This is a genomic window from Ruegeria sp. CDSA246, from assembly GCF_059611225.1.
Map to the genome: position 1 here is coordinate 25,175 of NZ_JBXWPD010000021.1, position 24,416 is coordinate 49,590.

Annotated in this window: 20 protein-coding genes and 1 pseudogene; 10 read left to right on the forward strand and 11 right to left on the reverse strand. The window is 57.9% G+C overall.

All coding sequences use genetic code 11. The annotated features are described in order from the left end of the window. The first annotated feature begins 77 nt into the window (after positions 1 to 77). The gene (locus AC2FI9_RS20735) at positions 78 to 458 is read left to right on the forward strand and encodes a hypothetical protein (protein WP_496770422.1); all 381 of its coding nucleotides are present in this window, start codon (positions 78 to 80) and stop codon (positions 456 to 458) included. Positions 459 to 461: 3 nt separating this feature from the next. Beyond that, the gene (locus tag AC2FI9_RS20740) at positions 462 to 1,694 is read left to right on the forward strand and encodes an HlyD family secretion protein (RefSeq protein WP_496770364.1); all 1,233 of its coding nucleotides are present in this window, start codon (positions 462 to 464) and stop codon (positions 1,692 to 1,694) included. 42 nt (positions 1,695 to 1,736) lie between these two features. Here AC2FI9_RS20740 and AC2FI9_RS20745 read toward each other — a convergent pair whose 3' ends face one another. The 9 genes from AC2FI9_RS20745 to AC2FI9_RS20785 all read right to left on the reverse strand — a co-directional run bounded on the left by AC2FI9_RS20745 (position 1,737) and on the right by AC2FI9_RS20785 (position 12,981). Continuing rightward, on the reverse strand, positions 1,737 to 3,104 hold the full coding sequence (locus tag AC2FI9_RS20745; RefSeq protein ID WP_496770366.1) for an MFS transporter: 1,368 nt from the start codon (positions 3,102 to 3,104) through the stop codon (positions 1,737 to 1,739). Between the two features lie 166 nt (positions 3,105 to 3,270). After that, entirely contained in the window at positions 3,271 to 4,344 is a 1,074-nt protein-coding gene (locus tag AC2FI9_RS20750; RefSeq protein WP_496725547.1) for a BMP family ABC transporter substrate-binding protein, read from the reverse strand. Between the two features lie 35 nt (positions 4,345 to 4,379). Beyond that, positions 4,380 to 5,300, reverse strand: a complete 921-nt coding sequence (locus AC2FI9_RS20755) for an ABC transporter permease (protein ID WP_496725548.1) — start codon at positions 5,298 to 5,300, stop codon at positions 4,380 to 4,382. A gap of 3 nt (positions 5,301 to 5,303) precedes the next feature. After that, positions 5,304 to 6,386, reverse strand: a complete 1,083-nt coding sequence (locus tag AC2FI9_RS20760; RefSeq protein WP_496725549.1) for an ABC transporter permease — start codon at positions 6,384 to 6,386, stop codon at positions 5,304 to 5,306. Positions 6,387 to 6,425: 39 nt separating this feature from the next. Next, entirely contained in the window at positions 6,426 to 7,943 is a 1,518-nt protein-coding gene (locus AC2FI9_RS20765; protein ID WP_496770368.1) for an ABC transporter ATP-binding protein, read from the reverse strand. Beyond that, positions 7,940 to 8,875 (reverse strand): xanthine dehydrogenase accessory protein XdhC, encoded by a 936-nt coding sequence (gene xdhC / locus AC2FI9_RS20770; protein WP_496770370.1) that lies wholly within the window; start codon positions 8,873 to 8,875, stop codon positions 7,940 to 7,942. The genes AC2FI9_RS20765 and xdhC overlap by 4 nt, the downstream gene beginning before the upstream one ends. Next, positions 8,875 to 11,277 carry a xanthine dehydrogenase molybdopterin binding subunit gene (xdhB, locus tag AC2FI9_RS20775; RefSeq protein WP_496770373.1) on the reverse strand — a complete coding sequence of 801 codons (2,403 nt, stop codon included), beginning with the start codon at positions 11,275 to 11,277 and terminating at the stop codon, positions 8,875 to 8,877. Before xdhB ends, xdhC begins: the two co-directional genes overlap by 1 nt. Next, positions 11,274 to 12,635, reverse strand: a complete 1,362-nt coding sequence (gene xdhA, locus AC2FI9_RS20780) for a xanthine dehydrogenase small subunit (RefSeq protein WP_496770386.1) — start codon at positions 12,633 to 12,635, stop codon at positions 11,274 to 11,276. Before xdhA ends, xdhB begins: the two co-directional genes overlap by 4 nt. A gap of 202 nt (positions 12,636 to 12,837) precedes the next feature. Beyond that, positions 12,838 to 12,981 (reverse strand): hypothetical protein, encoded by a 144-nt coding sequence (locus AC2FI9_RS20785; protein ID WP_282151815.1) that lies wholly within the window; start codon positions 12,979 to 12,981, stop codon positions 12,838 to 12,840. Here AC2FI9_RS20785 and dnaE point away from each other — a divergent pair. The 3 genes from dnaE to AC2FI9_RS20800 all read left to right on the forward strand — a co-directional run bounded on the left by dnaE (position 12,980) and on the right by AC2FI9_RS20800 (position 17,158). Then, on the forward strand, positions 12,980 to 16,480 hold the full coding sequence (gene dnaE, locus AC2FI9_RS20790) for a DNA polymerase III subunit alpha (RefSeq protein WP_496770415.1): 3,501 nt from the start codon (positions 12,980 to 12,982) through the stop codon (positions 16,478 to 16,480). The genes AC2FI9_RS20785 and dnaE overlap by 2 nt on opposite strands. An 85-nt stretch (positions 16,481 to 16,565) precedes the next feature. Next, positions 16,566 to 16,784, forward strand: coding sequence for a YMGG-like glycine zipper-containing protein (locus AC2FI9_RS20795; RefSeq protein ID WP_496770417.1), 219 nt, complete (start codon positions 16,566 to 16,568; stop codon positions 16,782 to 16,784). Then, positions 16,784 to 17,158 carry a hypothetical protein gene (locus AC2FI9_RS20800; RefSeq protein WP_496770424.1) on the forward strand — a complete coding sequence of 125 codons (375 nt, stop codon included), beginning with the start codon at positions 16,784 to 16,786 and terminating at the stop codon, positions 17,156 to 17,158. Before AC2FI9_RS20795 ends, AC2FI9_RS20800 begins: the two co-directional genes overlap by 1 nt. A gap of 4 nt (positions 17,159 to 17,162) precedes the next feature. Here AC2FI9_RS20800 and AC2FI9_RS20805 read toward each other — a convergent pair whose 3' ends face one another. Continuing rightward, positions 17,163 to 17,357, reverse strand: a complete 195-nt coding sequence (locus AC2FI9_RS20805; RefSeq protein WP_058275721.1) for a SlyX family protein — start codon at positions 17,355 to 17,357, stop codon at positions 17,163 to 17,165. A gap of 131 nt (positions 17,358 to 17,488) precedes the next feature. Between AC2FI9_RS20805 and hisS the strand changes: the two genes are divergently transcribed. The 3 genes from hisS to hisG are packed head-to-tail and all read left to right on the forward strand — an operon-like array spanning position 17,489 to position 20,754. After that, on the forward strand, positions 17,489 to 18,976 hold the full coding sequence (gene hisS, locus AC2FI9_RS20810; protein WP_496696219.1) for a histidine--tRNA ligase: 1,488 nt from the start codon (positions 17,489 to 17,491) through the stop codon (positions 18,974 to 18,976). A 3-nt stretch (positions 18,977 to 18,979) separates the two neighbouring features. Continuing rightward, a complete protein-coding gene (locus AC2FI9_RS20815) occupies positions 18,980 to 20,068 on the forward strand; it encodes an ATP phosphoribosyltransferase regulatory subunit (protein WP_496770418.1) in 1,089 nt (362 codons plus the stop codon). Further along, the gene (gene hisG, locus AC2FI9_RS20820; protein ID WP_058275488.1) at positions 20,065 to 20,754 is read left to right on the forward strand and encodes an ATP phosphoribosyltransferase; all 690 of its coding nucleotides are present in this window, start codon (positions 20,065 to 20,067) and stop codon (positions 20,752 to 20,754) included. The genes AC2FI9_RS20815 and hisG overlap by 4 nt, the downstream gene beginning before the upstream one ends. Here hisG and AC2FI9_RS20825 read toward each other — a convergent pair whose 3' ends face one another. Next, on the reverse strand, positions 20,755 to 21,186 hold the full coding sequence (locus AC2FI9_RS20825) for a DUF1489 family protein (protein WP_282118950.1): 432 nt from the start codon (positions 21,184 to 21,186) through the stop codon (positions 20,755 to 20,757). Positions 21,187 to 21,314: 128 nt separating this feature from the next. On the opposite strand from AC2FI9_RS20825, the gene AC2FI9_RS20830 reads away from it, so the two are divergent. Both AC2FI9_RS20830 and AC2FI9_RS20835 read left to right on the forward strand, forming a co-directional pair. Then, positions 21,315 to 23,597 (forward strand): adenosylcobalamin-dependent ribonucleoside-diphosphate reductase, encoded by a 2,283-nt coding sequence (locus AC2FI9_RS20830; protein WP_496770420.1) that lies wholly within the window; start codon positions 21,315 to 21,317, stop codon positions 23,595 to 23,597. Positions 23,598 to 23,782: 185 nt separating this feature from the next. Next, positions 23,783 to 23,929 (forward strand): annotated as a pseudogene (locus tag AC2FI9_RS20835) (IS3 family transposase); the annotation flags it as partial. Positions 23,930 to 24,416 lie beyond the last annotated feature (487 nt).

Below are 24,416 nucleotides of genomic sequence, written 5' to 3' on the forward strand. Positions count from 1 at the left end.
CCATAGAGATTGGCCTGTCTTTAGTGCGGCCAACATCGGAATCGGAGAAAAACGTGATACCGGCAGAGCTACACCCAATGGCCACGGGGCATATCCCCTCTTACGTCACGCAGGCGGATGGCAGTGACTTTTTGCTAACCTTCATGTTTATTTTTACCGTTCTGGTGATCGTGCTGATTGGCGTTGGCTATTTCACCCTGCACTCCATCCCGGAAAAAATCGCGCATGAATCCAACCACCCTCAGTTTCAGCTTGTGGGGATATTGGCGCTGTTGGCTCTGTTTACCCACAATGGTCTGTTCTGGGTGGCGGCCATTCTGGTGGCCGGGTTCCAATTCCCGGATGTCGCCGCCCCCTTGCGCGCCATTGCTGACGCGATCCGATCCTTGGGCGATCAAGGCAACGATGTTCCTGCCCCCGCGGCCCCATCGCAACCGACCGCGCAGCAGGGGCAGTAAGAGATGCTTGAGACACTGATGTGCGCGCTGGTCACCGTGTTGCCGGATTACCTGTTCCGCCGTTACGTACAGGGCAAACGTATAGGCCATGAAATCACACTGTTCACCATGTGGTATGAACTGCGCTGGGGCCTGACCACCTGTGCCATTCTTGCGCTGACGGTGATCACCACGCTGTTCTACTTCCATCCTGCAAGCAAAACGGCGGCGTCATATTTCCGCACGGTCACGATCCTTCCACAGCTCGGCGGTCGCGTGTCCGAGGTTTATGTCACCAATAACCAGCAGGTCACTGCGGGCCAGCCGATTTTCCGGATCGAGGATTTCACCCAAACCGCACAGGTTGAGGCCGCGCATGCGCAGATCGCGCAAGTTCAGGCCTCGCTGAAAGTGGCGGAAACCGATCTGGCCGAGGCCGACGCAGGCATCGCAGGCGCGCGCGCTGCATTGGATCAATCGCTTGAGGATTTGGAGCGTAACACCACCCTGCGGGACGAAGGCTCCAGCGCCGTACGATTGGCCGAAATCGACCGGTTGGAAAACCTTGTTGCCGAGCGTGAAGCGCAGCTTACCGCATCGCGATCCCGCCGTGCCGCCGTGGTGCAGCAGATCGAAGAACTGATCCCGGCCCAACTGGCCAGCGCCAACGCCCAGTTGGACGCCGCGCTGACCGAGCTGGACAAAACAGTCGTAAGCGCAGGTGTGACCGGTCGGGTTGAACAATTCGGCCTTCAGGTGGGCGACTATGTCAGCCCCTTGCTGCGGCCTGCGGGCATTCTGGTTCCGTCAAGCTCGGGCCATAACCGGTTTCAGGCTGCATTCAACCAGATGGCCGCTCAGGTCATCAAGCCGGGCATGATCGGAGAGCTAGGCTGCATGACCAAGCCCTTCACCGTGATCCCGATGGTTGTGGTTGAGGTGCAGGATGTCATCCCGTCAGGTCAGATACGCCCTTCGGATGAGTTGCGCGATGTGCAGGCCAACAAGGTACCCGGTTCGATTCTGGTTTATATGGAGCCGTTGTACAAAAACATGGCCGATGACATACCGCCCGGTAGCAATTGTCTGGCGAATGTCTACACCGACAACCACGAACGGCTGGAACATGAAGACCTGGGATTCTGGCACACCGCCGCCTTGCATGTGATAGACACGATCGGTGTTGTCCACGCGGCGGGCTTGCGCCTGCGTCTGATCCTGATGCCGGTGAATACGTTGGTGCTGACCGGGCATTGAGCCATTCACGCGTTTTGATTTCAGATCCGGCCTGTGTGAGGTTTAAACCGCTGGGCGGCCGGGTTTGTTATCTAAGGCGAGGGACGCGTAAGCAAACGCGAGAACGCAGACAGCGAACGCCGCAACAAAACAGAAAACCAGAGTGAACGAGCCGGTTATGGCAAAAACCGAACTGCCCAGGGCCATCCCGACCGTACCGCCCAGCGGCTGAAATGTCATCGAGATGCCACTTGCCTGTCCGTGCAGAGCTTGTGGTACCGTTGACATGATGGCCCGCCTTGGGGGGACAAACAGAAACGGCACGCAACAACCCCAAAGGAAGTAGCCAGCATAGATCAGCGCGGCGACGTCTAAATGCATTCCCAGTGCGACAATAAGTATGGCAATCGCACCCAGCGCTGTACCTGTCAGAGAAGGGCCGCGAGAGCCAAATTTATCAGCAATTTTCCCCGCCATCGGGGCAATGAAAATCTGCGGAAAAGCAATCGGCAACAGGGCGACACCAGCAGTCAGCGGTGAAAACCCGAGCTTTGATTGAAAGTAGGATGCGCCGAACACGAACAGAGTAATCTTGCCGAATTGTGCGGTGAACAGGATCATGTTTGAAGCAGCAAACCCGGGGCCGGCAAAAAGGGAGATGGCAATCAGAGGCGATGTTGCCCTCTGTTCGACGCGGACAAATAACACCAAAAAAATAAGACCCGCTGACAGGGCCATAAGAACTTCGGGCTGTACCCAGCCTCTGTCCGGGCCCTCCATGACACCGAACACAATAGCCGCCAACCCCGTCACCAGTAGAATTAGCCCTTTCAGGTCGAACTCGCGCTCCCGTTGGTGTGGCGGGTCCCGCCAGAAAACCCATGCGACCAGAGCGACCACAAGCACGATTGGGGGGTTGACCCAGAAGATCCAGCGCCAAGACAGATATTCGGTCAGAACGCCTCCAACCAGCGGACCCATTGACAGGAATACTGTCCCGATCCCGCCGTATAAACCCAGTGCCAGCCCGCGTTCCTTTTCGTCAAAAGACTGGATCAGAACCACTAGCGACAGCGGGAAAATCAGTGCTGCACCGATGCCCTGTGCGGCGCGCGCTGTTAACAGAGCAAATACACTTTCGGCAAACGCTCCCAGTGCGGAGGACAAACCGAAAATCAATAAACCTGCACTGAGCAAAACCCGAATGCCCAGAACATCGCCCAATCGTCCTGCTGCGCCCGCAAAACAAGCCAGCACCAGCAGATAGATATTCACCACCCAATGCGCTTCAAGCAGAGACAGGCCAAGCTCATTGCGGATGGTTGGAAGCGCGACGCTGACGACCGTTTCGTCCAGCAGAATAACACCCAAGATGGCACCCATCGCGCCGAGTATCCACCAGCGGCTGTGGTCTTGCGCTTTGATCTCCATGGGGTTTTTACGTTTCGTGTTGAGAGAGGTAAAACATTAACCCCATCAGGTCCGTCGTGTCTGCAATCGTCAAGACAGTATTTAGTTAAGGCTAGGCGAGGTGCTCGCATAGACACGAAAAAGGGCCAGCCAAATGGCCAGCCCCTCAACGTGTTCGTGTATAGGTTTACTGCGGAATTTCGCCTTCCAAACCTTCAACGTAGAAGTTCATACCTGCCAGTGTACCGTCATCGGCGGTTTCGCCTTCAGCCAGCCAGTCGCTACCGTCCTGCTTTTTCAGCGGACCGGTGAAGGGGTGGTATTCACCCGCGGCCATGGCCGCTTTCATCGCCAGTGCTTCTTCTTTGATGTCGGCTGGAACGGCGTCCGAGATCTCACCGATCTCAACCATGCCTTCCTTGATGCCATCCCAAGTGTTAACGGTTTCCCACGACCCATCCATGACCGCTTGGGTGCGTGCGATGTAGTAGGGCGCCCAGTTGTCGATGATCGACGATACGCGCGGCTTGGGGGCATATTCGCTCATGTCCGAGGCCTGACCGAAGGTGATCACGTTGCCCGCCTCTTGTGCGGCCGCCTGCGGCGCGGTCGAGTCGGTGTGCTGCAGGATCACGTCCGCGCCCTGTTCGATCAGAACGGAAGCAGCGTCAGCCTCTTTCGCCGGGTCGAACCAAGTGTAGGCCCAGATGATCTTGAACTCCACATCCGGGTTCACCTTTTTGGCGTGGATATAGGCCGAGTTGATGCCGCGGATCACTTCGGGGATCGGGTAGGACCCGATGTACCCGATGATGTTCGACTCGGTCATTTTACCAGCGATGTGGCCCTGAACGGCGCGGCCTTCGTAGAAGCGGGCCGAATAGACGGACACGTTCGGGGCGGTTTTGTAGCCGGTCGCGTGCTCGAACTTCACATTCGGGAATTTCTTGGCCACGTTGATGGTCGGGTCCATATACCCGAACGAGGTGGTAAAGATCAGGTCAGCGCCTTCCAACGCCATCTGGGTCATCACACGTTCCGCGTCCGGGCCTTCGGGAACGGATTCAACAAACACGGTCTCGACTTTGTCGCCGAATTCTTTCTCAACCGCCAGACGGCCTTTGTCGTGTTCATAGGTCCAGCCGCCGTCGCCCACCGGGCCGACATAGACAAAGCCTACTTTTGTTTTGTCCTGTGCGACCGCGCCGGTCGCCAGACCCAGCACCATCGCGGCACTGGCAAGAAGTGAAGTGAATTTCATGTGGTTACTCCCCAAGTTGGTTCAATTGGCCCCGTCTAGTGCGAGGCGTGGAAGGTCCGGCCCAGTGAGGCAGGTGCGCTGCTCTTGTCGGCCGAAAGGATCACAAGCACAAGGATCGTGATGATGTAGGGCGACATTGCCAGATACTCGACTGGGATGGCAACGCCCGCTGCCTGCAGATTAAGCTGCAACACCGTGATTCCGCCAAACAAATAAGCACCCAGCAATGCACGCCATGGTTTCCAGCTGGCAAAGACCACCAGCGCAAGAGCGATCCATCCAACACCGGCGGTCATGCCCTCGGTCCACTGCGGAACGCGGATCAGGCTGATATAGGCTCCACCGAGGCCAGCGCAGGCGCCACCGAACAAGATCGCCAGGATACGGATCTTGATAACCTTGTAGCCCAGGGCGTGTGCGGCGTCGTGGTTTTCACCCACTGCGCGCAGGATCAGACCGACACGAGTGTATTTCAACGTGGCCCAGACGGCTGCGGTCAGAGCAATACCGACATACAGGATCGGGTCATGCTGGAACAGGATTGGGCCGATCACCGGTATGTCGCTGATCAGAGGGATGTGAATGTCCCCCATGCTGGGCGGCTTGATACCCACATAACTTTGCCCAAGCAGAGCGCTGAAACCGAGGCCGAACAGCGTCAGGGCAAGGCCACTGGCGACCTGATTGGCAAGCGCGACCTGTGTCAGGAGGACAAACAGCAGCGACAGCACCGCGCCACCAATGGCAGCCGCAATGAAGCCCAGCCAGGGTGAGCCTGTCTCGACCGAGATCGCAAATCCGCTGATTGCGCCGACGATCATCATGCCTTCGACGCCAAGGTTAAGAACACCGGCTTTCTCGACGACCAGCTCTCCGATCGCGGCCAGTAGCAAGGGGGTTGCAGCGACCATTAATGATGCCACCAGAAGGACTGGGTTGATTGCTGAAAGGTCCATGATTCAGGCTACCTCGCTACGGGCCGCACGGATGCGGTAGTTGGTCAAAAGGTCGAAGGCGAGCAGGAAGAACAGCAACATTCCCTGAAACACCTGAATAGCGGCCGCAGGCAGGCCCAGTTGAGACTGAGCGATCTCGCCGCCGATATAGGTCAGTGCCATCAGGCCACCGGCCAGCAAGATGCCCAGCGGATGCAAGCGTCCCAAGAAGGCCACGATGATCGCGGTAAAACCATATCCTACATTGAAATCGATGCTGACCACGCCGGCGGGACCGGACACTTCGAACATGCCCGCCAATCCGGCCAAAGCACCAGCCATACCGAGGCAAAACAGGATCAACCGTGCGGGGTTCACACCGGCGAACTTTGCCGCGCGGGGTGCTTCTCCGGTCAGTCGAATGTGAAAACCCAGCATGTGTCGGTTCAGCAGAACATAGGCGAAGATTACCGCAATAAAGGCCGCAACAACACCCAAGTGCATACCCGATCCCGCGATCAGCTCGGCGTTATGTGCGCTGTCGTAAGCTTGTAAATTGCGTGAACCGGGAAAACCGTGGCCCTCCGGGTTTTTCAGCAACCCCAGCGAAACAGAGGCCAGAAACTGCTCGGCCACATAGACCAGCATCAGTGAGACAAGGATTTCATTGGTACCAAAGCGCACCTTCAGGAAGGCCGGAATCATTGCCCATATCCAACCGCCAAATGCACCGGCGATCACCATGATCGGGAAGACATACCAGGCATCCAGCGGATAAAAGGCCAGACCTGTACCTGCGCCAAAGATAGCGCCCATGATGTATTGGCCTTCGGCTCCGATATTCCAAATGCCGGCACGGAAACCCAAAGACAGACCAATTGCGATCAGAACTAGCGGAGCACCTTTCACCAGCAATTGCGGGCGATAGTAGAACGAGAATTCACCGAACAAAGGCTCCCAAAAGATGGTGCCAATGGCTTGGATCGGGTTCTTGCCCAGAATGGCGAACAGGATGCCGCCGAAAACCATGGTTGCCAACACGGCCACCAAAGGGGTCGCGTAAGACCACGCTTTGGACGGCTGCGGCCGTTTCTCCAACACAATCATCCGCTCATCCCCCTGTTTTCACTTCTTTTTTGATATGTCTTAGACATGGGCCACCTCCATGCCATGCGCGCCGCCCATCATCAGGCCAATTTCGTCGACCGTCAGACCTGTGGTCGTGCGCGGAGCGCTAAGCCGACCTTCATTGAGCGCCGCAAAGCTGTCCGAGATTTCCATCAGCTCATCCAGATCCTGAGATATGCAGATGACCGCTGTGCCTTTTGCCGCCAAATCCAGAATGGCTTGGCGAATGGACGCCGCGGCGGCTGCATCCACGCCCCATGTTGGTTGGTTCACAACAAGCACGTCAGGGTTTTGCAGGACCTCGCGTCCTATGACGAATTTCTGCAGGTTACCGCCTGACAAGGATCGCGCAGCGTTTTCAGGTCCGGGCGTTCGGACGTCAAAAGCACTAATGATCTTTTCCGCGAAGCTCTTGGTTTCTGCCCATTTGAGAAACCCGTTGTTCTCAAGTCCTTCCCGGACCGAACCAGTCAGCAACGCGTTTTCGGTCAGGCTCATGTCAGGGGCGGCCGCATGTCCCAACCGCTCTTCCGGAGCGGTCAGAACACCCAGCTTGCGACGTGCGGTCGGTCCCAGCTTGCCGATTGGCTGGCCGTTGAACTTAATCGCGTCGGGCGCTGTGATGATTTCACCTGACAGAACGCCCAGCAATTCGTCCTGTCCGTTGCCAGCGACACCGCCAACGCCCAGAACCTCGCCCTTGCGGACGGTCATGTGGACATTCTTCAACGCAGTACCGAATTCAGATGGTGATGAAACTGACAAACCGCTGACATCCAGGGCGACCTCACCGAACTCACGCCCCGAACGCTCGGGCGTTTGCAGGGTCGAACCCACCATCATCTCGGCCATGTCGCGCGCTGAGGTCTCAGCGGGAATGCATTCGCCGACATTTTTACCCAAACGCAGGATCGTGGCGTGGTCGCACAGCGTGCGGATTTCTTCCAACTTGTGCGAGATATACAGGATCGAGGTACCCTCGGACCGTAATTTGTTCAGCGTTTCAAACAGAATATCGACTTCCTGGGGTGTCAGAACCGATGTCGGCTCGTCCATGATCAGAAGCTTGGGGTCCTGCAGCAGACAGCGGATGATTTCGACCCGCTGACGCTCACCCGCGGACAGATCACCGACAGTGCGATAAGGATCCAGTGGCAGACCGTAAGTTTCCGAAACTTCGCGAATACGCGCAGCCAGATCGCCCATGGCTGGCGGGTTTTCCATCCCCAAGGCGATGTTTTCGGCCACGTTCAATGCGTCGAACAACGAGAAGTGCTGGAACACCATCGCGATCCCGTCCGCCCGTGCGGCACGGGGTTCGGGTGGCGCGAAGGCTTGTCCGCGCAGCAGCATGGTGCCGCTGTCGGGCTTTACCAAACCGTAGATCATTTTGACCAACGTGGATTTGCCGGCGCCGTTTTCGCCAAGCAAGGCGTGTACCTCACCCTCACCGATGTCAAAGGACACCTGATCATTGGCCACGACGCCGGGATAGGCTTTAGTCAGCCCTTGTAAGCTTAGAAGTGGAGTGGTCACGCGCTCAGGTCCTTCTTTATTTCGTTTTGCCGGGCAGGGCGCAGGATCTGCGCCGCGACACCAACTGCGATCATCTGCGGGTGTTTGCCCAAGGCTGGATCTCCGATTGGGCAGGTAATCCGGCCAATCCGCTCGGGCGCATGTCCCAAAGCGGCCAGCCGGGATCGGAACCGCGCCCATTTCGTAGCCGAGCCAATCAGGCCCGCAAAGCGGAAATCATGCAAAAGCAACCTGTTGCACAGTTCCAGGTCCAGATTGTGTGAATAAGTAAGCACAAGGTGCTCGGCATCACGCGGCGCATGGCGAACCAGCTCGGCCGGTTTGCTTGCCGGAACGACGGTTACGCCTGCGGGCACCGTTTCGGGAAAACGCTCAGGCCCGGTATCGACCCAGGTGATCGACAGATCAGGCAATGGGGATAGAACGTCTACCAGAGCCCGGCCAACGTGACCGGCACCCCATATCCACAGATTGCGCGCCGGTTCGTGAACGGGTTCGACCATCCAGCCGTCAATCAGCTGCGGTTCGGGCGCAACACCTTGACCGCGGGCCTGCGACAACAGTCGCTTGACCGAAAGCGGCATCTCACCGCCCGAAGCCGAGCGCGCAATGACTGCATCATCCAGCCGGTCGACGGCCGCAAGATCGTAGATTTCACTCAGCAGAGTTACTGCACCGCCACAACACTGGCCCATATCCGGGCCGAGCGCGTGGTGCGTTTGGCGCATGGGCGCTGCTTGGGATCGGGCTGCTTCAGACGCCTGATACTCCAACGTGCCGCCGCCGATTGTGCCCGACTGCCCGTCCTCCCAAACCAGCATTGCAGCGCCAACTTCACGGGGGGATGACCCCTTGATCCCGGCGATAACCACCCGGGTCACCTTGCCGTGGGTTTTGACCGCCTCCCTCAAAGCCTCTCGATCAAATCCCATCAGGTCTCTCCCTTTACCCGCTGGACACCCTTCCAGACTTCTTCAGCCGTGGCGGGTGCATCAAGTGCCGGGTAGCTGTCACCGCACGCCGCCACCGCATTCGACAGGGCAAGCCACGCGGAAATACCCAGCATGAAGGGCGGCTCTCCGACCGCTTTTGAGCGATAGATCGTGTCCTCGCGGTTTTCACCGCTCCAGAGCGCGACATTGAAAACGTCAGGCCGATCCGAGCAAGCGGGAATCTTGTAGGTCGACGGCGCATGCGTGCGCAGATTGCCCTTGCCGTCCCAGACAAGTTCTTCCGTGGTCAGCCATCCCGCACCCTGTACGTATGCGCCTTCGACCTGCCCAATATCCAGCGCCGGGTTCAGCGACGCGCCTGCATCATGCAGGATATCCGTCCGCAAAATGCGGTTCTCGCCTGTCAGTGTATCGATCACGACTTCGGTAATCGACGCGCCGTAGGCGAAATAAAAGAACGGACGCCCCCGGCCTTTGATCCGGTCCCACTCGATCTTGGGTGTCTTATAAAACCCGGTCGCAGACAGGCTGACCCGGCCCTGATAAACCAGCGCAGCTGCTTCTGAGAATGTGTAGCGCTCTACGCCGACCGAGACGTGGCCATCAGAGAACGTCACCGTTGAGGGATCGGCCTGATGTCGATGCGCCAGATAGTCAGCCATCCGGTCGCGGATCGTGTCGCAGGCCGCTTTGACCGCCATACCGTTCAGGTCACTGCCCGAGGACGCGGCCGTAGCCGAGGTATTCGGCACCTTGGCGGTGTCGGTCGCGGTGATTTTCACCATCTCCAACGGAATACCAAAGCGGGACGCGGCCACTTGCGCGACCTTTTGGAAAAGACCTTGCCCCATCTCGGTGCCGCCGTGGTTCAGGTGGACCGAGCCGTCCTGATACACATGCACCAACGCGCCCGCCTGGTTCAGATGGGTCAACGTAAACGAAATGCCGAACTTAACCGGAGAAAAGCCGATGCCTTTCTTGATCACGCTGTTCTCGGCGTTCCACTTCTGGATGGCTGCCTTGCGCGTGTTGTAGTCGCTGGATTGCAGCAACTTGGCAGTCATGCCGTGCAGTTCGAAGTCACTGACCTCCATCCCGTACGGCGTGGTATTGCCACCTGCGGGCAAGGGACGCACCGGGGCGTTGCCCATCTCAACCGCGCCTCGGCTGGTCAGGTCCTCGTGCGGGTCAGGATGGCCCAGCGGCTTTTCAGCGATCACGGGATCCGCAACAACATGCGCCGGCTCATAGTAGTTCCGGCGACGCAATTCGACCGGGTCCATGCCCAGTTCATACGCGGCGTGATCCATCACGCGTTCGATCCCGACCATACCCTGAGGTCCGCCGAACCCGCGATAGGCGGTGGCGGATTGAGTGTTAGTCTTCAGCCGGTGGCTTTCGATCCGGGCATTCGGCAACAGATAGGCATTGTCCGAATGCAACATCGCACGGTCCGCGACGGGCAGGGACAGGTCCTGTGCCCAACCACAAATCGCATGATGCAGGAAGGAAACGCCTTGGATGTGACCGTTCTCATCAAACCCGGCCTTATATGCAATCCGGAACGCGTGGCGCTTGCCGGTGATGATCATGTCATCATCGCGATCGTAACGCATCTTGCAGGCTTTGCCTGTCGCACGCGCTGCGACAGCGCAGGAAACAGCCAACGCGTTGCCCTGACTTTCCTTGCCGCCAAAGCCGCCGCCCATACGGCGCGTTTCAACGCGAACCGCGTGCATCGGAACACCCAGAGCGTCCGCTACTTTGTGCTGAATCTCGGTCGGGTGTTGGGTCGAAGAATGCACCAACATATCCGCGCCCTCATTGGGCACGGCCAGTGCGGCTTGACCTTCCAGATAGAAATGCTCCTGACCGCCAAGTTCAAATCCACCTTCGATCACATGCGCCGAACCCGAAATGGCAGCATCCGCATCGCCCTTGGCGTAGATGCGCGGGCCGTCCTCGAACCGGCTGTCCGCGGCAAGCGCCTCTTCAACCGTCAGGATCGGGGTTTCTTCGGCATAATCGATCTGGCCCAAACGCGCTGCTTTCCGCGCGGCAAGGTGGCTGGTCGCGATAACGAGGAAAACGGGTTGCCCGATATAGTGAACCGTACCATCAGACAGCAGAGGTTCATCATGGATCGACGGTGAGACGTCATTGGCAAACGGCAGATCGTCGGCCGTCATTACCATGACGACACCTTCGGCTGCCTTCACCGCCGACAGGTCCATCGTGTTGATCTTACCCTTGGCAATCGGGCTAATGCCAAAGGCCAGATGCAACGACCCTTTGGGCGTCGGAATGTCATCCACATACCGCGCGGTTCCCGCGACATGCAGTGGCGCCGCGTCATGGGGGAGGGGTTTGGTCACGCTCATGCGGACACCTCCAATACATTTGTCACTTCGCCCTGATCCTCAAGGAAATATCGTTCGAGCAGCGCTTTGGCGGTCTGCAGCCGATAGTTGGCCGATGCGCGCATGTCCGTCATCGGGGTGAAATCACTGTCGAAGGCCGGAATGGCGGACTGAACGGTCTCATGCGTCCATGGCTTGCCAACCAGCGCGGCTTCGACATTTGAAGCCCGTTTGGGAGTGCCGGCCATACCACCAAAGGCAATACGGGCATCAGCAACCGTTCCGTCCGATACGATGATGTTAAAGCACCCACACACGGCTGAGATATCCTGATCGAACCGTTTGCTGAGTTTGTAGGCCTTCAAACGATCCGCCTGACGCGGAAAGCTCACGGATTCGACAAACTCGCCGGGTGTCCGGTCTTGTTTACCGTAGTCGATAAAGAAGTCCTCCAATGCGACCGAGCGACGTTCGTCGCCCTTGCGCAGATGTAGCGTTGCGCCCAGGGCGATCAGTGCAGGCGGGTTGTCTCCGATGGGCGAGCCGTTTGCGATATTTCCGCCCACGGTGGCCGCGTGCCGCACCTGAACGCTGGCGTAACGGCGGATCATCTCGGCGTAAGACGGGTGCAGGTCCGCCAGTGCTTCGCCCATCCGGTTCATATCGACCATCGCGCCGAATCTAACCTCGTCATCCGTGATCGTGATCTCTTTCAGATCATCGCAGCGGTTCAGAAAAATCACTGGGTCGAGGTCTCGCAGTTGCTTGGTCACCCAAAGCCCGACGTCCGTCGCGCCGGCGACCAGAGTGGCGTCCGGGTGTTCCGCATAGATTTTGGCCAATTCATCCGATGACTCCGGCAACATCTGCGATGTGACCCGCGTCGCGACTGGCTTGTCTTTCACCCAAACTGGCACAGGGATCTCTTCGGCGGCCTTGGCCGCACGAATGATTGGCGCGTAGCCGGTGCAGCGGCACAAGTTGCCAGCAAGCTGGGTGTCGTGATCCGTCGCGCCATTTGCATGACTTGCCACCATCGACATAACGAAACCGGGGGTGCAGAAGCCACATTGCGAGCCGTGCAGATCCACCATCGCCTGCTGGGCTGGGTGCGCCTCGCCGTTGGGGCCACTGGCGCCTTCGACCGTGCGAACCGCTTTTCCGTGCAGTTGAGGCAGAAACAGGATGCAGGAATTCAGCGCCTTGTGGCCACCTTCATCCGTCACCATGACAGTGCATGCCCCGCAATCGCCTTCGTTGCAGCCTTCTTTGGTGCCGGTCAGGCCGCGATCCTCACGCAGCCAATCCAGCAGGGTCGCTGTCGGATCGACATCCGCCAGTTCCACTGTCTCTCCGTTCAGAAGAAACGTGATATTCATACGAGAAACCCGTCGCCTTACCCGGTTGCGCCCTTGCGTGCCCCCCTTCGATGCGACGTAGAAAGAGTAGCGGGCGGATAGCTTGCCATCTGATGTTAGAAACAGCGCAGGTTGTCTGGCAAGAAAAACTACCTATGTGATACACCATTGAGCACCGACACTGCGTGATTGTTATCTTCGTTTAGAGATCACTGGTTTGAAACTAAAGCGTTTTTTGTCTTTGGCTACTGCCGGGCTCCGAAGCACCTTCTGGAAAAGCCGAATAATCAAAGCCCATCTTTTTGGCAATCCAAAGCCAAGGTTCCTGCTTTTGCCGGGCGCGCGGCTGGGATAGCGTGGCGGTCATGAGCAGTACTCCTCGATTCATTCACCTCCGTGTTCACACCGAATATTCCCTGCTGGAAGGCGCCGTGCGGCTGAAAAAGCTGCCCGGTCTGTGTGAGAAGATGGATATGCCCGCCGTCGCTGTGACGGATACCAATAGCATGTTCTCGGCTTTGGAGTTTTCGGTCACCGCCAGCGGGGCCGGAGTGCAGCCGATCATGGGTTGTCAGGTTGACCTGACCTATGTGCAGGCGCAACCGGGCGAAAAGCCCAAAACACCTGCACCGGTGGTTTTGCTTGCCCAGTCCGAGGTCGGGTATGAGAACCTGATGAAGCTCAGTTCGTGCCTTTATGTGGATAATGGTGGGCAGTTGCCGCAGGTGACTCTGGAAGAGCTTGCGGAACGATCTGACGGGTTGATCTGCCTGTCCGGTGGGCCGGATGGACCGGTTGGGATGTTGTTGCAGCAGGGTCAACGCCCCGCAGCTGAGGCCTTGGTGGACCGGTTGTCAGCGATGTTCCCCGATCGCCTCTATATCGAACTCCAGCGTCATCCGGGTGAGGGTGGTCAGCCAGAGGCTGAACGTCTGACCGAGCGTGGCCATGTGAAAATGGCTTATGCCAAAAACCTTCCTCTAGTCGCCACCAATGACGTCTATTTCCCGACCACAGATATGTACGAAGCGCACGATGCGCTGATTTGTATCTCAGAGGGGGCCTATGTCGATCAGCAAGAAGGCCGACGCCGCCTGACCGCGCAGCACTATTTCAAGTCGCAGCAAGAGATGGCGACTTTGTTTGCCGACTTGCCCGAAGCAATTGAGAACACCGTTGAGATTGCCAAGCGCTGTGCGTTCATGGCCTATCGCCGCGATCCGATCTTGCCGAAATTCGCCGATGACGAGGTTGCCGAACTGCGCCGTATTGCGAATGATGGTTTGCAGAAACGTCTGGCAGTGATCCCGCACGCTGTGACACCAGAGGAATATCAGGAACGACTGGATTTCGAGCTCGACATCATCGAAGGCATGGGGTTCCCCGGCTACTTCCTGATTGTTGCCGATTTTATTCAGTGGTCCAAGGATCACGATATCCCGGTCGGGCCGGGTCGGGGCTCGGGTGCGGGATCTTTGGTGGCCTATGCGCTAACGATTACTGACCTTGATCCGCTGCGCTATTCGCTGCTTTTCGAACGGTTCCTGAACCCGGAACGGGTTTCGATGCCGGACTTCGATATCGACTTCTGCATGGATCGCCGCGAAGAGGTGATCCGTTACGTGCAGCAGAAATATGGCCGCGACAAGGTGGGGCAGATCATCACCTTTGGTGCGTTGCTGTCGAAAGCTGCCGTGCGCGACATTGGGCGCGTTCTGCAGATGCCATACGGGCAGGTGGATCGCCTGTCCAAGATGATCCCGGTGGAAGGCGTCAAACCCGTCTCCATCGAGAAGGCGCTGAAAGACGAACCTCGTCTGCGCGAAGAGGCGCGCAACGAAGAGGTTGTGGACCGCCTTCTGACTTATGGCCAGCAGGTCGAGGGGTTGCTGCGAAACGCGTCGACCCACGCGGCGGGAGTGGTTATCGGAGACCGCCCGCTGGATGCGCTGGTGCCGCTGTATCAGGACCCGCGATCCGACATGCCGGCCACTCAGTTCAACATGAAATGGGTGGAACAGGCCGGGCTGGTAAAGTTCGACTTTCTTGGTCTGAAGACGCTAACTGTGATCCAGAATGCGATGGATCTGATCTTCAAATCCAACCGTCCATTGCACGTCGCCGCCGACGGAACCGAGCTTTATGAGCCTGCCGACGGGGCCGAGAACCAGATCAACGCCATCCCTCTGGATGATGAGGCAACGTACAAACTCTATTCCGCGGCCAAGACGGTAGCGGTGTTTCAGGTGGAATCCTCGGGCATGATGGATGCGCTCAAGCGCATGAAGCCGACCTGTATCGAAGATATTGTTGCCCTAGTGGCGCTCTATCGTCCCGGTCCGATGGAGAACATCCCGACCTATTGCGAGGTGAAGAACGGGCTTCGCAAGATTGAATCCGTACACCCCTTGATCGACCATATCCTTGAGGAAACCCAGGGCATCATCGTCTATCAGGAACAGGTGATGCAGATCGCGCAGGTTATGGCTGGGTACAGCCTTGGTGGTGCCGACCTGCTGCGCCGCGCGATGGGTAAGAAAATTAAAGAAGCGATGGATGCCGAGCGCCCGAAATTCGAAAAGGGTGCGGGCGAGAATGGAGTCGATGCCAAGAAGGCCAGCGAAGTCTTCGACTTGCTGGAAAAATTCGCCAACTACGGCTTCAACAAATCCCACGCAGCCGCCTATGCCGTGGTCAGTTACCAGACAGGCTGGCTTAAGGCGAACCACCCGGTCGAGTTTATGGCCGGTGTCATGAATTGCGATATCCACCTGACCGACAAGCTGGCTGTATACTTCGAGGAGGTGCGCAAAGGGCTGGAATTGCCTTATGTGCCGCCTTGCGTAAACCGCTCGCTGTCGACTTTCGATGTGGTCGACGGCCATCTTGTCTATGCATTGGGGGCACTAAAGAACGTGGGCGTCGAGGCGATGAACCTTGTGGTCGCGGGGCGCGAAAGCAAGCCGTTCGTGAACCTGTTCGACTTTGCCCGCAAGGTTGATCTGAAGAGGGTCGGCAAGCGCCCGCTGGAGATGATGGCGCGGGCAGGGGCCTTCGATCAGCTCGACAAAAACCGCCGTCGCGTGTTCGAAAGTCTCGATCCGTTGGTGCAATATTCGGCGGCAATCCATGACCAGAAGAACTCGAACCAGGTGTCGTTGTTTGGTGAAGCCGGAGACGATCTGCCCGAACCGCGCCTGTCGCCTTCGCCAGACTGGCTGCCGGCGGAACGTTTGAGCGAAGAATTTAAGGCTATTGGTTTCTATTTGTCAGGCCACCCGTTGGATGACTACATGCCCGCGTTAAGGCGTAAGCAGGTTCTGACGTTGGACGAAGTGACCGAAAAGGCGCGTTCGGGCCCTTTGATCGCTAAAATGGCCGGAGTTGTTGCCGGACGGCAAGAGCGAAAGTCCGCACGCGGCAACCGGTTCGCCTTTGCCCAGTTGTCCGACCCGACAGGTGCATATGAAGTAACGCTGTTTTCAGAAACGCTCGAAAAGTCACGCGAGTATCTGGAAACCGGAGCACAGGTGGTGCTGACCGTCGAGGCGACGATGGAAGCTGACCAACTCAAGCTGCTGGGGCGCTCGGTAGGCCCGGCGGATTCCGTTGTGGCAGAAGCCGGGGCGACGGGCCTGCGTATCTTTGTTGACGCAGCGCAAGCGGTGCCAACCGTGGCAAAAGTTCTTGAGGATGCCGCAACTGCCGCCAAAGGCGCGGCGCGCGGACCGATCCAATTGTTGTTACTGGACCCAAGCCTGCCAGGTGATGTCGAAATGGACCTGGGCGCTGAGTTTCCGATCAACCCGCAGATCAAAGGCGCGATAAAATCGCTGGAAGGTATTCTGTCCGTCGAAGAGATCTGACCTCTCTTTGTTGCCAGACAGTTAGCACCCCGCTAGGCTGACCCGACAGAGATGTCTTTGGGTCATGCCGCAGGAGGGTGTTGATATGACAATTGCAGGTCTCAATTTCAGAAGAGTTTTGTTTGGAGCGACGGCATCGCTGGCTTTGGTTGCAGCCTCGGTCGCGTCGGCGGACGACAAGAAGAAAAAGAAGACCATCGAAGGCGCGCTGATCGGCGCAGGTGTTGGTGCGATTGTCGGTGATGGAAAAGGCGCCGCAATTGGTGGCGTGGCCGGAGCCATTATTGGACATAACTGGAAGTGATGGTGATGCAGTTTAAAAAACTTGGAATGTCAGCTTGCGCCGCAATTCTAGCGGCTCCGTGCGTGGTATCTGCCGATGAAGCTGCTGAGCAGATGGTGCAGGACGCATTGCCTGTGATGCACTATACCTGCGCCTCAATAGCTGAAGAGGCGGATGGTGACGAAGAATTTGTTGTGACTGTAGTCGCAAAAATGACGGCGCTATCTCTTCATAATCGTCAGATCAATATCGAAGAACATGCGGCCACAGATGAGGAAAAGGCCCAGTTGCGCGAAGCCTTCATAGCGGCGCTGTCGGAAGGATGCGCCGCGGATAAGGATGCCCTTTTGGGCGGCGTGGTCGACAACGCGGTGAAAAAGTCGCTGGGGCTCTAAGTCATCAATAATGTGGCGGGCGTTCGTCGCCCAAAACGATCCCGCCCGAGCCTTCCTGCGCCCGTTCGCCTTCGCGGCGCATCAGCATTTCGACACGGCGTGTCAAACGATCAATCTCGTCCTGTTGTCGAGTGACGACCGAGTTGAGGTCTTCGACCGTACGGGCAAGATGGGCGATCTGCTCTTCCAGATGCTGCATGGGGGACTCCTGTGTCTTAGGCCGGTCATAGCGACCCGGATAGCGCATGGCCAGCGAAAGCGCGCCTTGCCCCGATGCAGGCCATGGGATAGACCGCGCGCGGAACAAGGCAACTCCCAAGGACGTCCCACATGGCCAAGCCCAAGAAACAGCCCCGCCCCAAGGCCGTAACGCCAAAAGGGTTCCGCGACTATTTCGGCCAGGAAGTCACGCAGCGCACCGAGATGCTGCGGGCTATTGCGGACGTCTATCATCAGTACGGGTTTGACGCCCTGGAAAGCAGCGCGGTTGAAACCGTCGAGGCGCTGGGCAAATTCCTGCCCGACGTAGATCGCCCGAATGAAGGCGTCTTTGCGTGGCAGGAAGTCGACGAGAATGACAAGGGCGACTGGATGGCCTTGCGTTATGATCTGACCGCGCCGTTGGCCCGCGTCTATGCGCAGCACCGCAACGATCTGCCAACGCCTTATCGCCGCTATGCGATGGGGCCGGTCTGGCGGAACGAAAAGCCGGGGCCGGGGCGGTATCGTCAGTTTTATCAATGCGATGCGGATACGGTGGGTACGGCCTCGATGGCCGCAGACGCCGAGATTTGCGCGATGCTGTCTGATACGTTGGAGACCGTGGGCATTCCGCGCGGCGACTATCTGGTGCGGGTCAACAACCGCAAGGTTCTGAATGGCGTGCTTGAGGCCATGGGGCTTGGCGAAGACGTCGCTGCCCGCGACAACGTTCTGCGCACCATCGACAAGTTCGACAAAGTTGGCGAGCAGGGCGTGCGAGAGCTGCTGACCAAAGGCCGTCTGGACGCCTCTGGCGCGTTTATCGACGGCGTTGGCCTCAGCGAGGATCAGGCTGAGCCGGTGATCGCGTTTCTGACCTCCAAGGCCGCCGAAACCGCCGGAACATTGGCCAACCTGCGCGCCGCCGTAGGCGACAGCAAGATCGGTGCGGATGGGATCGCCGAGTTGGAACAGATCGGAACCCTGTTGGATGCGGGCGGGTACGGCGCGGACCGGATCGAGATTGACCCTTCGGTCGTGCGCGGCCTGGGTTATTATACCGGGCCGGTATATGAGGCCGAGCTGACCTTTGAGATTTTCGATGAGAAAGGCCGCAAGCGGCAATTCGGATCGGTCTCGGGTGGTGGTCGCTATGACGATCTGGTCAAACGCTTCACCGGGCAGGAAGTTCCGGCGACCGGCGTCTCCATCGGTGTCGACCGTCTGCTGGCTGCCCTGCGCGAAAAAGGCAGGATAGCCGCGCAAGCCACGGGTCCTGTAGTCGTGACCGTTATGGATCGCGACCGGATGGCCGACTATCAGGCGATGGTGGCGGAACTGCGCAATGCCGGTATTCGGGCCGAGGTCTATTTGGGCAACCCCAAGAACTTCGGTAATCAGCTGAAATATGCGGATAAACGGAACTCTCCGATTGCAGTGATCGAGGGCGGTGACGAGAAAGCCAATGGGATCGTGCAGATCAAGGATCTGATCCTGGGCGCGAAGATTGCCGAAAGCGCCACGCTCGAGGAATGGAAAGAACGCCCCAGCCAGTTCGAAGTGTCACGTGGTGATCTGGTCGCCAAAGTGCGCGAGATTCTGGACAGTCAGGACTGACCGATGCCCAATCGTTCCCAGATACAGGCCCGCGCCGCGATGATGCGTGTCCGGTTCGAAGCCGCCGGGGCGCAGGTTGTGGATACGCCCCTGCTGCAACCGGCTGAAACGTTGCTGGACCTTTATGGCGAAGACATCCGCGCGCGTGCTTACGTGACTTCGGATGCGTTGCGTGGCGAACAGATGCTGCGCCCGGATTTCACCCTTCCGGTGGTGCAGATGCACATGACCGAAGGGGCTGAACCCGCGCGCTATACCTATTCCGGTGAAGTGTTTCGTCGGCAAGAGCATGACCCGGATCGATCCAACGAATACATTCAGGTCGGATATGAAGTTTTCGATCGCAATGATCCCGCCGGGGCCGATGCAGAGGTGTTTTCCCTGTTTGCCCTGCAATTGCGGGGGCTGCCCCTGCGCGCGGCAACCGGTGACATCGGCATCCTGACGGCGGCTGTTCAGGGGCTGCGCACTACGGATCGGCGCAAGGCCGCGCTGATGCGCCACCTGTGGCGTCCACGTCGGTTCCGCGTCTTGCTGGACCGGTTCGCCGGACGAAAGCCCGAGCCGGATCACCGCACAATGCTTTTGGAGGCTGCAGACCCGATGGGGTTTGACGTTCCTATGATCGGAAAACGCCGCGCTGCCGAGATTGAGGCCCGCATCGACGCGTTGCGCGAAGATCGTGAGACGCCGCCAATTTCGGACAACGAGCTTGCAGGCCTGGAATCTCTGCTGACCGTTCGGGAAACCATGCCCTTTGCTTTGGAGCAGTTGCGGGATGTGGCCGTTGACCTGCCTCAGATCACCCCGGCGCTGGACAGGCTCGAGGCAAGAATTGCTGCCCTGCAGGCGCGTGGTGTTGACGTGAGCCGGTTGGATTTCGAGGCTGCCTATGGGCGTACGTCGATGGAGTATTACGACGGGTTTGTCTTTGGGTTTTATGCCGAAGGTCGCCCCGATTTGCCTCCGATTGCCACCGGCGGGCGTTACGATGCGCTGACGCGACAACTGGGCAACGGGGCAGAAATTCCAGCTGTTGGCGGCGTACTGCGCCCGGACCTGATGCTGGAAATCGAGGAGGCCGCGCAATGAGCTTGAAACTGGGCGTGCCCTCGAAGGGCCGATTGATGGATAAGACCTTTTCGTGGTTCGAAAAGCGCGGCATCACATTGTCGCGCAGCGGATCAGACCGCGAATATGCCGGTAAGGTTGAAGGGATCGACGGAGTCTCGCTGATCCTGCTGTCTGCCGGGGAAATCCCCCGCGAACTGGCAGCTGGCCGCATTCATATGGGTGTCACCGGAACAGATCTGGTGCACGAAAAATTGCCACGGTGGGAACAGCAGATTGAAGAAGTCTCCGAGTTGGGCTTCGGCAAAGCGGATCTGATCATTGCGACCCCTGCCTGTTGGGTCGATGTCGAAACCCTGGACGATCTCGATGCTGCGGCGGCAGCGTTTCGCAAAACCCACGGGCACCGGTTGCGGATTGCGACCAAATACCACCGATTGGTGCGCGAGTTTCTGACGGACGCTGGGGTTGCAGATTACACTCTGGTCGACAGCCAGGGCGCAACCGAAGGCACTGTGATGAACGAAACCGCCGAGGCGATTGCCGATATCACCTCGACAGGTGAGACATTGCGCGCAAACCACCTAAAAATCCTGTCGGACGGCCTGATCCTGCAATCACAGGCCACGCTGTGGCGTAGTCGGGTTGCCAGCTATGGTGTGGGTGAAAAAGAGGTTCTTTCCGAATTGCTTGACCGGCTGAGCTGATTACAGCACGCCGATGTCCGCCAACGCGCGATTCAGATCGTCGGGCAGAGAATCATCCTCGGCCCGTCCTTTGGGAAGATCGGCAGGCGTATCTTCCGGTTTGAGGTATCGCCACCCTTGGAACGGGCGTTTCAAGGCATTCTGTGTGCGGTGCACCTCAGGGTCCAGCACGATGGCGCAGCGGCGTATACCGTCCTCGCCGCGCACTTCGTCCAGCCGCAGGATCTTCTGGCGGCACTGTACGACACCCTTGATCACCCAATAGATTGATCCGCCGTTCAGAATCTCGGCCTCGCGCTTGGGCCACATGCGGGTGACGTGGCGCGGCAAGCCGTCTTCATAAAGCGGTTTGCGGCTATCCTGCCATTCCATCAGCGTGTCGACGCTTTCCGATCCGACGGAGAGTTTTATGAGGTTTATGTACTTATCCACAGCTTTCCCACAGAGTCGTCCCAAGACCGTCTATACATTGTAGCTCAAGAAAGCCTGTCATCAAGGTGTTGTGGTTAAGGTGTGATCTGGGATAATCTGGATACCTCTTTCAGAACAGGGAATCACCAATGAGCCGCTTTGCCGCCCCCATCGCCGAGCAGATCTGGGACATGAAATATCGTTTCAAACAGGCCGATGGCACGCCCATTGACCAAACGGTTGAGGACAGCTGGCGGCGTATCGCTCGCGATCTTGCGCAGGTCGAAAAAGACCCGGCGCATTGGGAGCAGAAGTTCTTCGAAGCGCTGGAAGATTTCAAATACCTGCCTGCTGGCCGTATCACCGCTGGCGCAGGCACTGCGCGACGTGTGACGCTGTTTAACTGCTTTGTCATGGGCACGGTGCCGGACAGCATGGGCGGTATCTTCGATATGCTGAAAGAGGCCGCGCTGACCATGCAGCAGGGTGGGGGGATCGGCTATGATTTCTCGACCATTCGCCCGCGCGGAGCGGATGTGCATGGGGTCGCGGCGGATGCATCCGGGCCTCTGAGCTTTATGGATGTATGGGACGCGATGTGCCGCACCATCATGTCCGCAGGTTCGCGCCGGGGTGCGATGATGGCGACCATGCGCTGTGACCACCCGGATATCGAACAGTTCATCACGGCTAAGTCCGACCCTGCACGCCTGCGCATGTTCAACATGTCTGTGCTGGTCACCGATCCTTTCATGGAAGCTGTCAAAGCCGATGGCCCGTGGGAGCTGGTGTTCGAAGACAAGGTTTACCACACCGTTCAAGCGCGTGATCTGTGGAACAAGATCATGCAGGCCACCTATGACTATGCCGAACCGGGTGTGATTTTCATCGACCGGATCAACAAAGCCAACAACCTCAGCTATGCCGAAACCATCGCGGCGACGAACCCGTGTGGCGAGCAGCCGTTGCCGCCATATGGTGCATGTCTGTTGGGGTCGATCAACCTTGCCCGTCTTGTGGCAGAGCCGTTCGAAGATGCGGCCCATCTGAATGAGGCTGCCCTGCAAGAGCTGGTCGCGACAGCCGTCCGCATGATGGACAACGTTGTCGACGCGTCGAAGTTCCCGCTGCCCGAACAGGCCGCCGAGGCGCAGGCCAAGCGCCGTATCGGGCTGGGCGTAACCGGGCTGGCGGATGCTCTGCTGATGCTGGGTCTGCGCTATGGATCGGACGAGGGCGCGCGTCAGACCGAGCTCTGGTTGAAAGCGATTGCGCGCGCCGCGTATCTGGCGTCGGTCGACTTGGCGAAGGGAAAAGGGGCGTTCCCCTTGTTTGATGCCGAGAAATACCTGGAAAGCGGCACGATGCAGCAGATGGATGATGACGTGCGCGATGCGATCCGCGAACACGGCATCCGCAATGCTTTGCTGACTTCGATTGCTCCGACCGGTACGATTTCTCTCTATGCAGGGAATGTGTCGTCAGGGATCGAACCAGTCTTTGCCTATGCCTATACGCGGAAGGTCCTGCAAAAGGATGGCTCGCGCACTGAAGAAGAGGTCGTGGACTACGCCGTGCAGATGTGGCGCGACAAATTTGGCGACAAGGAACTGCCAGACTATTTCGTCAACGCGCAGACGCTGTCCCCCTCCGATCACGTTAAGATGCAAGCGGCGGCTCAGAAATGGATCGACAGCTCGATCTCGAAGACGATCAACTGCCCCGAAGACATCAGCTTTGACGCTTTCAAAGATGTCTACATGCAGGCCTGGGATCAGGGGTGCAAAGGGTGCACGACCTATCGTCCGAACGATGTGACGGGGTCCGTCCTGACCGTGTCAGAAAGCGAAGACAAAGCGCCGGGTGAAAGTGCAAGCGCACCGCATGAAATTGACGGTGGCGACGTGATCTACATGTCGGAGCCGCTGGATCGCCCACAATCTCTGGAAGGGTCGACCTACAAACTGAAGTGGCCCGACAGCGAACACGCGATCTACTTGACGATCAATGACATTGTCATTGGTGGCCGTCGCCGTCCGTTCGAAGTGTTCATCAACTCGAAGAATATGGAGCATTACGCCTGGACGCTGGCGCTGACCCGCATGATCTCGGCCGTGTTCCGCCGGGGTGGGGATGTGTCTTTTGTTGTGGAAGAACTGAAGGCCGTGTTTGACCCGCGCGGTGGCGCATGGGTTCAGGGCAAGTATATCCCGTCGATCCTGGCCGCAATTGGTGGCGTGATCGAACAGCACATGATCAATATCGGCTTTCTTGAGGGCGAGGGCATGGCGCTCAAATCCGACCCCCAGGCTCAGGTCGTCAACATGGACGCGCCACGCGGCAAAGCCTGCCCATCCTGCGGCCAGTACGACATGGTGATGATCGAGGGCTGCATGACCTGCCGCAGCTGCGGTCATTCAAAATGTGGCTGATGTCGTGAATTTCAGCGTGTTCCTGTGGCGTTTCACGTGACATGACCTAAACGTTTCAATAGGTCATTTTAGGCTGGCGATATGAGAAAACGGCCTCGGATTTCTTCCGGGGCCTTTCTCCTGTCTAGCGGAGTTGATGAATGGCGATAGCGCTGCTGGTACATCGTGGCGACCAAGAAGTGGAGATGAGACTGAAACCCGGAACCGAGCAGAGCCACGGCGAGAAAGTTGTAAAAGACATTCGTCGCGCGACGCGCAAACTTTACTCTGCGGAACAGAAGGTCAGGTTCGTGCTGGACGGCCTCAATGGCGAAGACAGCAAATCAGATTTGCCGCCTAGTACATGGTTTGCGAAGCTTTTTTGGCAAACCAAAAGCGTGGGTCCTGACCATTACGTTTTAATCCAATATATATTGCTTTCACACCAGAGGACTCATCATAGCTTCTGCTGGATTTGTACTTGGTAAAGTCAAGTTTGAACACGATGCTGCATTTGCAGGACGCCAATGCTTCGTTAAGCCATTTGCTTTCCGCCCATAAGGTGCTTCCTTCATTCTGATATCGGCTACGATGATTGTCGGGGTCCGGCACCCATTCTCCCCAGACTTCGCTCTTTATTGCTAGAGCGCCTTTTCGATCATGCCACTCTCGCTCATCGCCATCTGGCTTCAATTCCAGAAACTTGGTGAGTTTTCGCCCTAACTTAGGACGGGCTATTGCTCCCCGAGCAGCATACCCATCATGTGTCCGTCGTCAGGGATTTTGGGACAGATGGCGCTCTGATCTAAGAGAGGATGTGGCTCATCTGGTTGGTTTGAT

What these genes read in the sequence shown, in the direction of transcription:
- hisS (WP_496696219.1), top strand. Translation starts at nt 17,489, where the DNA reads ATGGCCAAGCCCAAGAAACAGCCCCGCCCCAAGGCCGTAACGCCAAAA.
- xdhB (WP_496770373.1), bottom strand. Translation starts at nt 11,277, where the DNA reads ATGAGCGTGACCAAACCCCTCCCCCATGACGCGGCGCCACTGCATGTC.
- xdhA (WP_496770386.1), bottom strand. Translation starts at nt 12,635, where the DNA reads ATGAATATCACGTTTCTTCTGAACGGAGAGACAGTGGAACTGGCGGAT.
- hisG (WP_058275488.1), top strand. Translation starts at nt 20,065, where the DNA reads ATGAGCTTGAAACTGGGCGTGCCCTCGAAGGGCCGATTGATGGATAAG.
- AC2FI9_RS20755 (WP_496725548.1), bottom strand. Translation starts at nt 5,300, where the DNA reads ATGGACCTTTCAGCAATCAACCCAGTCCTTCTGGTGGCATCATTAATG.
- AC2FI9_RS20815 (WP_496770418.1), top strand. Translation starts at nt 18,980, where the DNA reads ATGCCCAATCGTTCCCAGATACAGGCCCGCGCCGCGATGATGCGTGTC.
- AC2FI9_RS20830 (WP_496770420.1), top strand. Translation starts at nt 21,315, where the DNA reads ATGAGCCGCTTTGCCGCCCCCATCGCCGAGCAGATCTGGGACATGAAA.
- AC2FI9_RS20745 (WP_496770366.1), bottom strand. Translation starts at nt 3,104, where the DNA reads ATGGAGATCAAAGCGCAAGACCACAGCCGCTGGTGGATACTCGGCGCG.
- AC2FI9_RS20760 (WP_496725549.1), bottom strand. Translation starts at nt 6,386, where the DNA reads ATGATTGTGTTGGAGAAACGGCCGCAGCCGTCCAAAGCGTGGTCTTAC.
- AC2FI9_RS20795 (WP_496770417.1), top strand. Translation starts at nt 16,566, where the DNA reads ATGACAATTGCAGGTCTCAATTTCAGAAGAGTTTTGTTTGGAGCGACG.
- AC2FI9_RS20805 (WP_058275721.1), bottom strand. Translation starts at nt 17,357, where the DNA reads ATGCAGCATCTGGAAGAGCAGATCGCCCATCTTGCCCGTACGGTCGAA.
- AC2FI9_RS20800 (WP_496770424.1), top strand. Translation starts at nt 16,784, where the DNA reads ATGGTGATGCAGTTTAAAAAACTTGGAATGTCAGCTTGCGCCGCAATT.
- AC2FI9_RS20750 (WP_496725547.1), bottom strand. Translation starts at nt 4,344, where the DNA reads ATGAAATTCACTTCACTTCTTGCCAGTGCCGCGATGGTGCTGGGTCTG.
- AC2FI9_RS20740 (WP_496770364.1), top strand. Translation starts at nt 462, where the DNA reads ATGCTTGAGACACTGATGTGCGCGCTGGTCACCGTGTTGCCGGATTAC.
- AC2FI9_RS20785 (WP_282151815.1), bottom strand. Translation starts at nt 12,981, where the DNA reads ATGACCGCCACGCTATCCCAGCCGCGCGCCCGGCAAAAGCAGGAACCT.
- dnaE (WP_496770415.1), top strand. Translation starts at nt 12,980, where the DNA reads ATGAGCAGTACTCCTCGATTCATTCACCTCCGTGTTCACACCGAATAT.
- xdhC (WP_496770370.1), bottom strand. Translation starts at nt 8,875, where the DNA reads ATGGGATTTGATCGAGAGGCTTTGAGGGAGGCGGTCAAAACCCACGGC.
- AC2FI9_RS20735 (WP_496770422.1), top strand. Translation starts at nt 78, where the DNA reads ATGGCCACGGGGCATATCCCCTCTTACGTCACGCAGGCGGATGGCAGT.